Genomic DNA, 13,364 nt, shown 5'->3' with positions numbered 1-13,364 from the left:
GGATTAAATTATGAAAAAAACGATTTTAATGTTTCTCTTAGTTTTCTCATCTATTATGAATGCTCAAACTGATAAGATTAAAATTTCAGGAAAAGTACTTGATAATACGGGTCTATCTATTCCTAACGCTACTGTAACGGTAGATGGTAAGAGTACAATTACTGACTTTGATGGAAAATTTGTGATTATGGCAGACGGTGCTAAATCAGTTCTAAAATTTTCTTATTTAGGATTTGAAACAAAAAGTGTTACTGTTGGTAAGAATACAACAGTTACTGTTTCTTTAGCTGAAGCAAATAACCAACTTAATGAAATAGTTGTTGTAGGTTATGGATCTTTAAAGAAATCAAATGTTACAAGTTCTGTTTCTAGTTACAAGAATGAAAAAATGGATCAATTACCAGTTTCTAGAGTAGATCAAGCTCTACAAGGAAAAATCGCTGGTGTTCAAATTCAAAACACTTCTTCTGCGGCTGGTGAAGCGCCAGTAATTAGAATTCGTGGTCAAGCTTCTGTAAATGCTAGTCCAAATCCTTTGGTTGTAGTAGATGGTCAACCTATTGATGATGGTTTGGCTTCTATAAACATGGCTGACGTACAAGAGGTTTCTGTTTTAAAAGATGCTTCTTCTGCTGCTATTTATGGTTCTAGAGGGGCAAATGGAGTTATTTTGGTAACTACAAAAAGCGGAAGTAGTAAAAAAACCACTTATAGTTTTACTAATGCAATCGGTTTTAAAAGTGCTTACAAAACATACGACATTCAATCTACATCAGATTATGTGAGACAATTGTACACAGAGAAAGCATTGAGAGAAGCTGATCCATTATGGACTGGTGGTTCAACAGCTGTTGCTACTGGTTTTCAAAAACAATATATCTTCGAGCAATTGTATCTTGGAGGTGAAGGAGTAGATTATCAAGATGAATTCTTGAGGACTGGAACTTTTAGAAATATTGGTTTAAGTGCTGCTGGTGGAGGAAAAGGATTTACATACAGAATCTCTGGAGGTTACAATGGAGACGAAAGCATGGTAGAAAAAAGTAATTATAAAAAATACCAGTTCAGAGTTAAAATGAATGTTGACTTGAATAGTAAACTTTCATTGGGAGTTAATATTGCTCCTACTTATAGTAAAACGCAAAGACCTGCAAATGATTACAGAGATTACTACAGGTTTCCAAGTTTTATGCCAATTACATATACTGCCGAAACTTTGGCTTTTGTTCAAAAAGCTGGAGCATATTCTAGTTTGAAGGTAGGAGACTACGTGAATCCACAACATTTTTATGGTTTGGTTTTTCCAAATTATGAATTGCCTGACGGTACAATGTACACAAGTACAAGTACTACTAATCCATGGACTACGTCTAGTATCAACCCTTTAAAAGTGTTGAATTTACAAGATGATGATCAAGATGATTTTAGAATTCAATCTAGCTTTGATTTAAATTATAAAGTTACTAAAGCTTTGACTTTTAAGACAACGGCAAGTGCTTATTTTAAATATACTGATAGAATGCAGTGGGTTGGTACAAATGCAAATGCAGAAACAAATACCAATTTCGCAATTTATACAAGAGATAATACAAGAGATTTACTGTCTGAGAATACTTTGAACTATGTTAAAGATTTTAAAAAGCATTCATTTAATGTATTAGCTGGTTTTTCAGCACAGAGAACAGATTATTACTATTCTAGTTTCCAAGGTAATGGATATGCAAATGATAATATCAGAACTTTTAATAACGCTACAACAATTACATTGGCAAATAGTCTTTCAACTTCAGCAGTTGTAGGAGAAGTGGAAAATGCTACAGCCCTATTGTCTTATTATGGTAGATTAGTGTACTCATATGATGATTTTTTAAACTTAACTGCTACTGTAAGAAGAGATGGTGCATCGCAATTTGGACCGGGTAATAAATGGGGAACTTTTTCATCTATATCTGCCGGAGCAAATTTAGCAAAGTTGGATTTTATTAAATCATCTGATGTAATTAGTAAATTGAATTTAAGAGCTGCTTATGGACAAACGGGAAATAATCGTACAGATAAATTACCAAACACAACCAATGCTTTTAATCCTTATTTAAATACTTTAGAGACTTCTAATTATGTTACAGGTACAGGTACGGGAACTTCAGCTTCTGGTCAAGTAACTATAAATACAGTAGGAGCTAATCCTGATATTACTTGGGAAACAACAGTTTCTGCAAATTTAGGTCTTGATATTAGTTTGTTTAGAAATAGAATAAATGTATCAGCTGATTTTTATGAGTCAAATACTGATAAGTTACTTTTACAAACAAATAATCAGTTATTTACTGGTACTGCTTTACAGTGGTCTAACGTTGGTAGTCTTCAAAATCGTGGTCATGAAATTGAATTGTCTACAACAAATATTAAAACAAAAGATTTCAGATGGACTACTTCTGCTAACTACGCTTCTAACAGATTAAAATTGAAAGATTTTGGTGGTTTGGCTGAAACACCACAAACAGGTGAGAGAGGTGAGCAATACATTACGCAAGTTGGTAAACCTTTGGTACAGTTTTATGGATATAAAACAGATGGTGTTTGGTTGTCACAAGATCAAATTAATGAATCTGGATTTACAGCTGCAAATGTTAGTGTTGGAACATTAACTCCAGGAGGTTTAAAACTTGTAGATGTTAACGGTGATGGTAAGATTACTACTGATGACAGAACTGTAATTGGAGACCCTTATGCTGATTTTACATGGGGTATTACAAATAGCTTTGAATACAAAGGAATAGATTTATCATTTGGATTTCAAGGTGTTCAAGGTATTCAAATGTACCAAGGAGATACTGGATATACTGAAGTTAAGAGACAAGTGTTAAGTTACACTGCTAATCACTGGATAAGTCCATCTAATCCTGGTGACGGAAAAACTCCTTATGAAACAAATGGAGGTTTACAATGGGTTCAAACAGATTACGGTATTGATGATGCATCATATATAGCTTTAAGAGAAGTTACTTTAGGGTATACATTAAGAGATGAATGGGTTAAGAGAATAGGATTGAACCAATTTAGAATGTATTTTACGGGTCAAAATTTACTTTATTATACAGCTAAAAGCTTTAGAGGTATTAATCCTGAGAGTAGAAAATCTTCTGGTACTTATGCTAATTCATTAATCACAGGTTATGATAGAGGTGGGTATCCAGTTCCTAAAACTTTGGTTTTTGGATTTGATGTTAAGTTTTAATTTTAAAAAAAATATTAGATATGAAATCATATAAATTATTAATTGGTGCTTTAGTTTTTAGTTTAACGAGTTGTAGTGACAGTTTTCTTGAAATTTTACCAGAATCATATATTAACGAAGTAGAATTCTTTTCTACTGCTGGCGAATTAAATATCGCTCTTAATGCTTGCTATGCAGGTATGAGAGCACCGGCGGCAGAAGAGTGGAAATTTACAGAGTTACGATCTGATAACACAGCGATGAATCAAATCGCTACTACTTCTGTAGATAATATTTTCTTTTTGTCTTATGATGCTTTTTTTGTAAGCACAAATGATACAAATTTGAAAAACTTTTGGTACTATACTTATGTAAATATCAAAAACAACAATATTCTTTTAAATAAAATGAATGTTAATTACGATGGTACTGCTATTGTTTATGGTGCAAACGCTACCACTATAGCAGCTGCGGATATTAAAGATGTAGCTTCACAAGCTTGTTTTTTACGTGCTTACCACTATTTTAATTTAGTTCGTCTTTTTGGTGATGTATTTTTAGTGCATGAGCCAGTAGCTAGTTCGGATGCTTCAATTTTAAACAGAGCACCTCAAGCCAGTGTTTATAATCTAATTATTGCCGATCTTTTGAGTTCTATTGCCAATGGTAATTCTGCAAAATATAGTAGTATCACTGCTACAAATGCTGGAAAAGCAAATGTATGGGCAGCTAAGGCTCTATTAGCAAAAGTATATTTAACATTAGGACGCAAAGCAGAATCTTTAGCTTTGACAACTGATATTATTGCAAATAGTGGTTACGATTTAGAATCAACTGCTGCTCGAGTATATGCTACTACAAATGAATTAAACAAAGAAATTTTATTTACGATACGTTACAAATCTGGAAATATTGGTTTAGGTTCTCCATTCACTTGTGATTTTGCACCTGCTGCAACCACAGGAGGAGTAACTGTTACAGGTAATCAAGGTGATAATGCACCAACTGTAGAGTTATATAATTCATTTAATGCTACGGATGGTCGTAGAGCATTTGTTGGACAATCTGCAGATGTTTCTTTGCCTAGAAAGTTATATTACACTAAATTTCATGCAGCACAAACAGTGAGAAATGACTCAGAATTTGATTTTCCTATTATTAGATATGCAGATGTTCTGTTAATGTATGCTGAAGCGGCAGGTAGAGCAGATGCTAACTCATTAGTAAATATCAACAAAGTAAGAACGAGAGCTACTGGTTTGACTTCATTAGTTGCTAGTAATATTGATACTGACGCTAAGTTTAATCTTGCACTTGCAAACGAAAGACGTTGGGAGTTTGCTGGAGAAAATCAAAGATGGTATGATTTGTTGCGTTACGGTACTACTTTGCCAACACTTAATGCTGTAGACGTTATGAGACAACATCTAATCATTGACATGCAACCATTATTGTATTCATTTTATACTGATAATGCTGAAAATGTTACACCAGCAATATTATCTGCTAGGGTGAATGCTAATAGTATGTTCTTGCCTATTCCGCAAATTGAACTTGATACTAATAATACAATTACAATTACACAAAACGCAGGTTATAATTAATTTATAGTTTATAATTTTTTTTTGAACACCCAATAACATTTGTTATTGGGTGTTTTTTTTTTGGGTAACTAGAAAGTAATCCTTATCAGTTTGGCACAGATGTAAGTATATGATAAATGATATTTATTTTCACTAAAAAAAAGACAAACATTTAAAAGAGTTGCAGTCGTTCACATTACCACATTAAAATTTTGAATCTTATAACTTGCTTTTATTTATAATTTTAAAATGATTTCTTTATTTTATAATTACCTAAAATTCTTATCGATACTATTATAGACTTGAACTTAATAATATAGTTCGTTACTATTTTTTCTTAGTTATTAATAGATTTCATTTACATTACCGATTGTATTTTTTTCTATATTTGCTTTTATATCGTATAGTACGGCATAGTATGGTTGGTTTTGTGTATTGATAATTTGTCTTATCAATGAATCATTTAAAGTTTAAAGTATGTATTACATCGGATTTGATATTGGCAGTTCTTCAATAAAAGTAGCATTGGTAGATAGTGTGACTGGAAAAAGTTTGGCAGTAGTGCAAGAACCAGAAAATGAGATGAGCATGCTAGCTCTGAAGAATGGCTGGGCAGAACAGAAACCTGAGGAGTGGTGGTTACATTCCTGCAATGCAATCAAAAAGCTTTTAAAGAATTGTAATGTAAATAGTTCTGAAATTTCAGGAATCGGAATTTCATATCAAATGCATGGACTTGTATTGGTTGATCGTGACGGAAAATCTTTACGGCCATCGATTATTTGGTGTGATAGTAGAGCTGTACAAATTGGTAAGGATGCTTTTGCTGCTATTGGTAATGATATTTGTAATACCCGTCTACTAAATTCACCAAGTAACTTTACAGCTTCAAAATTAAAATGGGTTAAGGATAACGAACCAGAAATTTATAATCAAGTATATAAATTTATGCTTCCGGGTGATTACCTAGCCTATCGTTTTTCTAATGTTATAAATACTACCATTTCTGGATTATCAGAGGGGATAATGTGGGATTTTGAGAAAGATACTCTTGCAGACATTTTGTTGAATCATTACGGAATTGATCAAAATAAGGTACCTGAAATTGTACCAACTTTTGGACTACAATCTAGAGTTGATAAAAAAGGAGCAGAAGAAAGCGGTTTAGCTATTGGTACGCCTATATTTTACAGAGCAGGTGATCAGCCCAATAACGCACTTTCATTAAATGTTTTTAATCCAGGCGAAGTAGCAGCTACTGGAGGAACGTCAGGTGTTGTATACGCCGTAACGGAAAGTTTATCAGTAAAAGAAAGTGCACGTGTAAATAATTTTGCACATGTCAATTATGTAAAAGGAGCAGCACCGAGAATCGGCAAACTACTATGTATAAATGGTGCAGGAATCCAGTACAGATGGTTACTAAATAATTTGGCAGTTGCATCTTATGACGAAATGAATAATTTGGCTTCCGAAATAGAAGTCGGTTCTGATGGAGTTGCTATAATTCCGTTTGGAAATGGTGCAGAACGCATGTTAAATAACGAAGACGTCGGGACAAGACTTGTCAATGTTAATTTAAATAACCATACCAAGTCACATTTGTGTCGCGCGGCTTTAGAAGGAATCGCTTTCTCATTTATCTATGGTATGGAAATTATGGAAGAAGATGGTATTACTATTAATGTAATGCGAGCTGGAAATGATAATCTATTTCGATCAGCCATCTTCTCTACGACAATTGCAACAGTAATGAATTGTGTGATCGAAATTTACAATACTACTGGAGCTATTGGTGCTGCTCGTGCTGCTGGATTACACCAAGGAGATTTTGAAAAATTTGGAAGTTACATAACAGATAATGACTATGTCATGACGTATAAACCTGAAAAAAATACAAATGCTTACAGGAAAGCATATCAAAACTGGAAAAAGGAATTAGAATTAATCTTAAATAAATAAAAGATGGCAATAATAGGTAATAAAGAATATTTCAAAGGAATTGGGGATATTCAGTTCGAAGGAAAAGAGTCAGATAACCCATTAGCATTTAAATATTACAATCCAGAACAAGTAGTCGCTGGCAAAACGATGCGTGAACATTTTAAGTTTGCAATAGCATATTGGCATACCTTCTGTGGTCAAGGCTCAGATCCATTCGGTCCAGGAACTCAAAATTTTGCTTGGGACCAATCGAAAGATCCTATTCAAGCTGCAAAGGATAAGGCAGATGCTGCTTTTGAGTTTATAAGTAAAATGGGCTTTGATTATTTTTGTTTCCATGATTATGACTTAGTTGCTGAAGGGGCTACTTTTAGTGAATCAGAGTCTCGTCTAGCAACAATTACAGAATATTTAAAAGAGAAAAAGGCAGCATCTGGAATCAAATTACTGTGGGGAACTGCCAATTGTTTTTCTAATGCAAGATACATGAACGGAGCAGCTACTAATCCTGATTTTGACGTTGTGGCAAGAGCAGGAGGGCAAGTAAAATTGGCTTTGGATGCGACAATAGCCTTAGATGGTGAAAATTATGTGTTTTGGGGTGGCCGCGAAGGATACATGTCATTGTTGAATACCGATATGGGTCGTGAATTAGATCATATGGGGCAATTTTTAATAAAAGCTAGAGATTACGCTAGAGCTCAAGGATTTAAAGGAAATTTCTTTATAGAGCCAAAGCCGATGGAACCAATGAAACATCAATATGACTTTGACTCAGCTACTGCGATCGGATTTTTACATAAATACGGTTTAGAGAAAGATTTCAAGATCAATATCGAGGTAAATCATGCAACTTTAGCACAACATACTTTTCAACATGAGATTGAAGTGGCTGCCAATGCAGGAATGTTAGGTAGTCTGGATGCAAATAGAGGTGATTACCAAAATGGTTGGGATACCGACCAATTCCCAAATAATATTCAAGAAACGACAGAAGCGATGCTGGTTTTCTTAAAAGCAGGAGGTTTACAAGGTGGTGGCGTTAATTTCGATGCTAAAATTAGAAGAAATTCAACTGATATGGAAGATGTATTTTTGGCGCATATTGGTGGAGCCGACACATTTGCAAGAGCATTGCTTACAGCTGATAAAATTATCACATCATCATCTTACGATAGATTGAGAAAAGAGCGATACAGTTCATTTGATAATGGCAATGGTAAAGCTTTTGAGGAAGGTAAATTAGGCTTAACCGATTTGTATAAAATTGCTCAAGAAAATGGAGAGTTAGAACTAAAAAGTGGCAAACAAGAATTTTTTGAAAACATTATTAATCAGTATATTTAAAATTTGAAGTCGTGAAACACTAATAAACTATAAAAGAAAAATGCTCATGTCTATTATTTTCAACTCAATATTCATGAGCATTTAAAAAAATCAATAAAGAACTTAACCAGTCTTATTCAATACCTATTAACAAACCAATTTAAATTAAAATTATGAATACAACAACAGGAAATTCCAGCTATTTGTGGAAGTTGACATTAGTCGCCACATTAGGTGGACTTTTATTTGGATATGATACCGCTGTAATCTCAGGAACCGTCAGTTCACTTGATAAATTCTTTGTACTCCCGTTTGGACTGAATGAAATGGCAGCCAATGCTCGATTAGGATTTTTAGTTTCAAGTGCATTAATTGGCTGTATAATTGGTGGGGTTTTTGGTGGTTTAATTAGTAAAAAGTTAGGTCGAAAAAATGGTTTGATACTGGCTGGAGTTTTGTTTTTGATCTCAGCAATTGGATCTGCCTTTCCTGAGATGCTTATAAAGCCTTTGGGAGAAGGTGACCATACTTTTATTTACATTTTTGTAATGTATCGTATCTTAGGAGGAATTGGTGTAGGATTAGCCTCGATGTTATCTCCTTTGTATATAGCCGAAATAGCGCCAGCAAAAAGCAGAGGTAAATTGGTTTCTATGAACCAGTTTGCAATAATTTTTGGTATGTTGATTGTGTATTTTGTAAATTATTATATTTCTATGCAAGGGGATTCTACTTGGTTAGATACTATTGGCTGGAGATGGATGTTTGCTTCAGAAGTGATTCCAGCATCTCTTTTCTTATTCTTTTTATTATTTGTGCCAGACACTCCAAGATCATTAATGTTAAAATCGCAACCTGAAAAAGCTCTGGACGTTTTGATTAAAGTAAACGGAATCGAAGAAGCAAATAGAATCGTCGAAGAAATTAAAAGTACTGTAGTAGAACGCTCAGGTAAATTATTTTCCTATGGTATGGCAGTTGTAGTTATTGGTGTATTGATTTCTATCTTTCAGCAATTTGTAGGGATTAATGTAGTATTGTATTACGCACCTGAGATATTTAAAAGCATGGGGTCAGGAACCGATACAGCATTATTACAAACCATCATTGTAGGTGGAGTGAATCTATTATTTACCATATTAGCAATTCAAACAGTTGATAGGGTAGGACGTAAACCATTAATGATTATTGGAGCAGTCGGTATGGCAGTCGCTATGTTTGCGATTGGTACAGCCTTTTTTGTAGGATCATTAGGCGTTTTTGCTCTGGTTTGCATGTTGGTATATGTAGCTGCTTTTGCTATGAGTTGGGGACCTGTTGCTTGGGTTTTACTGTCAGAAATTTTTCCAAATGATATAAGAGGAAAAGCCTTAGCAGTTGCTGTTGCAGCACAATGGATCTCCAATTATGTGGTGTCTTGGACTTTTCCTATGATGGATAAAAATAGTTATTTATTGGCACAATTTAATCACGGATTCGCCTATTGGATCTATGGTCTGATGGGAGTTTTGGCGGCTATCTTCGTGTGGAAGTACATTCCTGAAACCAAAGGGAAATCTTTGGAAGAAATGAATAACTTATGGAACGATGATAAAACCATTGAAGTCAAAAAATAGATAAATTTCAACCTAAAACTTTCTAACGCGTAAATACTAGGTGATTTTCTTTGGATAAATTGGCATCAAATTGATAGCCATCATAATTAAATCCTTTTAAATCATCTATTGTTTTCGCATTAGAATCTATAATATAGCGCACCATCATCCCTCTAGCTTTCTTTGCATAAAAGCTAATTATCTTCAATTTTCCATCTTTATATTCTTTAAAATCGGGAGTAATGACCGGTACTTTAAGTTCTTTAGTATCAATCGCAGAGAAATATTCATTACTTGCCAAATTTACAAATAATTCATTCTCTTTTAGTTCTTTATTCAACGCGTCGGTTATAGTTGGCTTCCAGAATTCGTATAAATTCTTATGATCTCCTACGGGCATTTTTGTACCCATTTCAAGTCGGTAAGCCTGCATTAAATCCAAAGGCTTTAATAGTCCGTAAAGCCCAGATAATATGCGCAGTTTATCTTGTAACACATCTATCTTACTTGAAGGTATAGTGTAAGCATCTAGTCCCGTGTATACATCACCGTCAAAAGTGTAAATCGCAGGGCGCGCATTCTTATGGTTAAAAGGAGTTTTCCAATCTTGATTACGTTCCCAATTTAAATCTGCTAATTTTTGTGAAATACTCATCAGTTTTGACAAATCATCTGGTGATTTCGTTTTTAAAACTTTTTGTATTTGACGAGATTCTTTCAAAAAAAGAGAATCCGAAGAAGTCGCCGTTGGCAATTCTTTTTCAAAATTAAGCGACTTAGCTGGAGATATAACAATTTTCATAATGATAAGTTAATTGAATTTTATCTGTCAGAGACAATTGCTTTTCATTTAAAAATGCTTTGTAGATAAATTCAAATTTGTAAAAATAATTTATTCAAAAGTACAAATAGAAAACAATACTAAGCGATCAATCATATTGAATTCTTTAATAGTTATATAAAAAAAAGTAATCTTGTATTTAAACTATTCAACTGATATAGAAGATTAGAAACGCATTAGAGCGATTGAAATAAAATTTCTGTTCATAAAGACAGTAATAAGCTAACATTTTGTTATGGAATTAATATGTAAATCGGTATTTTTGAAAAAATAAAAAAACAAGGCGATTAATACGCAGTAAAAAACGAGATACAAATTAAACTTCTATGAGAAAAAGCATTAAAAAAATTTATAAATCTGATTTGTTTAAAGAGTTTTTTGATAACGAAAAGTCAAGTGGTCTTGTGTTGATTGGTTGTACTATTATTTCGCTAATTCTAGCAAATTCAATTTTTGGAGTTCAGTATCATAATACTTGGTTGACCAAAGTTGGTGGTGAGAGTATTGAATATTGGATCAATGATGGTTTGATGACTATTTTCTTCTTACTAATTGGTTTAGAGTTGGAAAGAGAAATTTACCTAGGAGAATTATCAAATATCAAAGATGCTTTACTTCCTATTTTTGCGGCTTTAGGAGGAATGTTTGTTCCTGCGGGCCTCTATTTACTCTATAATTTTGGTGATTTAACGCAATCAGGAGCTGGTGTTCCTATGGCAACCGATATTGCATTTGCATTGGGGGTTTTATCCCTATTAGGAAATAGAGTGCCTCTATCTCTCAAAGTATTTTTAACAGCATTAGCTGTTATTGATGATTTAGGAGCTATATTAGTTATTGCAGCTTTCTATACAAAAACAATATTCTGGACCAATCTTATTTCAGCTTTAGGAGTAATGTTAGTTATGTTTATAATGAACAGAATGAAAGTTCATAAGTTGTACCCATATTTAATAGGTGGTGTTATCATGTGGTACTTTATGCTTAACTCAGGAATTCACGCTACGATTACAGGTGTACTATTGGCTTTTGTAATTCCTTTTGAAAACGGAGAAAAGAAATCTATCTCATATAAATTACAACACTTTTTACATAAACCAGTTGGGTTTCTAATCTTACCTTTATTTGCATTAGCGAATACTGCGATTGTATTGAGTTCTAATATTGGGGAGACACTTCAACAACATTACAGTATAGGAATCGCTTTGGGACTTGTGGTAGGTAAGCCAGTTGGTATTGCACTTTTTAGCTTTATAGCAGTTTCATTAGGCTTATGTAAACTTCCAGAAGATCTAAATTGGAAAAAAATTATTGCTGTAGGGTTCTTAGGAGGAATAGGATTTACAATGTCTATTTTTATCACGTTACTTGCTTTTGAAGATGTTCAAATTATAAACAATGCTAAATTTGTTATTTTACTTTCATCACTTATAGCGGGTATAATTGGTTTCTTCTTCCTTAAACAAACTTTCAAAGGAAATCAGAATGGAAAAGCTAATTAGTCGATTTATTAGCTTTATCAACCTTAATCAAGGTGAAGAAGAAAGAGCGAAAGTTCTAGACAATGTTAAAATGAATATTTCCTTTAGCGGAGCTAATCTCTGGATTTTAGCTTGTGCTATTGTAGTAGCTTCTGTAGGGTTAAATGTGAACTCCGCGGCGGTTATAATTGGTGCCATGCTAATCTCTCCCTTAATGGGGCCGATAGTTGGTGCTGGTTTTGGACTAGGTACATATGATTTTAATTTATTAAAGATATCCCTTAAAAATTTATTAATTGCCACAGTTGTTGGGTTGTTTTTTTCTACACTATACTTCTATATAAGTCCGTTTAAAGAAACGCAACCTGAATTATTATCTAGGACGGCTCCCAATTTCTACGATATAATTATTGCCTTTTCGGGAGGTCTAGTAGGGGCAATAGCTATAACTAGAGTAGAAAAAGGAAATCCTATTCCCGGAGTTGCAATTGCAACAGCCTTAATGCCTCCCCTATGTACAGCAGGATATGGATTAGCGATCGGGAGCGTACGATTTTTTCTAGGAGCATTTTATTTGTATACAATCAATTGCGTATTTATTTGTATCTCTACCTTCTTGATAGTTAAGTATTTAAAATATCCTATAAAAAAGCAGCTTCAAGAAACCAATCAAAAAAAGGTTAAATACATTATAAGTTCCTTGATTACCATACTTATCGTTCCAAGTATCTATTTTGCCTACCAGCTTTTCGAACAGAAAAAGTTTCAGCATGATGTTGATGTATTTATGGAAAATGAATTCACAAACAAAGGAATTACAATATTATACAAGAAAACACTTTTTAGTCAGAATCCTAAAAAATTAGAATTAGGATTTTTAACAAAAAAATTTAGTGATAAGGAGATTAAGGAACTTAATTCTAAGTTGGAGTCTTATGAAATCAAGGATACTAAATTATTGATTATACAGGATACAACCGATTTGAAAAGTGACATTTTAAACGAAATTAAATACAATAAATCAGTATTAAGTGAGAAAGATGTCGCCATTTTAAACTTGAAAAAGCAATTGGCAGATGATCGTTATAATAATAAAGAACTACTGGCAGAAATTAAAATACTTTTTCCAGAGGTGGTAAATATAGCTATATCAAATCACAGCTTTAATGAACAAACAGACAGTCTAAAAGTTGTACCGGTTTTAATTTACAAGAGTAAAAGTCCGTTGAATGTTGAGAGCGAGAAAAAGCTTGCAGATTGGCTTAAACAGAGATTAGTAAAAAAAGAGATCGAATTGTACAACCAGAAAAGTCAGATTGAAACTGTAGTACCAGCAGTAGCTAAAAAGTAATTAAAATGAAAATCCCCTTAACAATT

At 33.3% G+C, this 13,364-nt stretch carries 8 protein-coding genes; 7 read left to right on the top strand and 1 reads right to left on the bottom strand.

The genetic code is table 11. From position 1 onward, the window contains the following. Positions 1 to 10 precede the first annotated feature (10 nt). From LXH21_RS00280 to xylE, 5 genes are all read left to right on the top strand, one after another. Positions 11 to 3,238 (top strand): SusC/RagA family TonB-linked outer membrane protein, encoded by a 3,228-nt coding sequence (locus LXH21_RS00280; protein ID WP_239861807.1) that lies wholly within the window; start codon positions 11 to 13, stop codon positions 3,236 to 3,238. A gap of 20 nt (positions 3,239 to 3,258) precedes the next feature. Then, positions 3,259 to 4,821: a RagB/SusD family nutrient uptake outer membrane protein gene (locus LXH21_RS00275; protein ID WP_239861806.1), complete on the top strand. Its 1,563-nt coding sequence runs from the start codon at positions 3,259 to 3,261 to the stop codon at positions 4,819 to 4,821. Between the two features lie 456 nt (positions 4,822 to 5,277). Beyond that, complete coding sequence (locus tag LXH21_RS00270) at positions 5,278 to 6,762, top strand: xylulokinase (protein WP_239861805.1); 1,485 nt, start codon at positions 5,278 to 5,280, stop codon at positions 6,760 to 6,762. Positions 6,763 to 6,765: 3 nt separating this feature from the next. Next, positions 6,766 to 8,091: a xylose isomerase gene (gene xylA, locus LXH21_RS00265; protein ID WP_239861804.1), complete on the top strand. Its 1,326-nt coding sequence runs from the start codon at positions 6,766 to 6,768 to the stop codon at positions 8,089 to 8,091. Between the two features lie 152 nt (positions 8,092 to 8,243). Beyond that, positions 8,244 to 9,686, top strand: a complete 1,443-nt coding sequence (gene xylE / locus LXH21_RS00260; protein ID WP_239861803.1) for a D-xylose transporter XylE — start codon at positions 8,244 to 8,246, stop codon at positions 9,684 to 9,686. Positions 9,687 to 9,708: 22 nt separating this feature from the next. On the opposite strand, the gene yaaA is transcribed toward xylE, so the two are convergent. Beyond that, the gene (yaaA, locus tag LXH21_RS00255; protein ID WP_239861802.1) at positions 9,709 to 10,467 is read right to left on the bottom strand and encodes a peroxide stress protein YaaA; all 759 of its coding nucleotides are present in this window, start codon (positions 10,465 to 10,467) and stop codon (positions 9,709 to 9,711) included. A gap of 365 nt (positions 10,468 to 10,832) precedes the next feature. Here yaaA and nhaA point away from each other — a divergent pair, with 365 nt between their 5' ends. Further along, positions 10,833 to 12,008 (top strand): Na+/H+ antiporter NhaA, encoded by a 1,176-nt coding sequence (nhaA, locus tag LXH21_RS00250; protein WP_239861801.1) that lies wholly within the window; start codon positions 10,833 to 10,835, stop codon positions 12,006 to 12,008. After that, positions 11,992 to 13,338: a TIGR00341 family protein gene (locus tag LXH21_RS00245; protein WP_239861800.1), complete on the top strand. Its 1,347-nt coding sequence runs from the start codon at positions 11,992 to 11,994 to the stop codon at positions 13,336 to 13,338. The genes nhaA and LXH21_RS00245 overlap by 17 nt, the downstream gene beginning before the upstream one ends. The last annotated feature ends 26 nt before the right edge of the window (positions 13,339 to 13,364 follow it).

Origin of the sequence: Flavobacterium algicola (genome assembly GCF_022399565.1) — a bacterium.
GTDB lineage: Bacteria > Bacteroidota > Bacteroidia > Flavobacteriales > Flavobacteriaceae > Flavobacterium > Flavobacterium algicola.
Note: the sequence above shows the minus strand (reverse complement) of the source record. Positions and strands in the feature narration are given on the sequence as shown.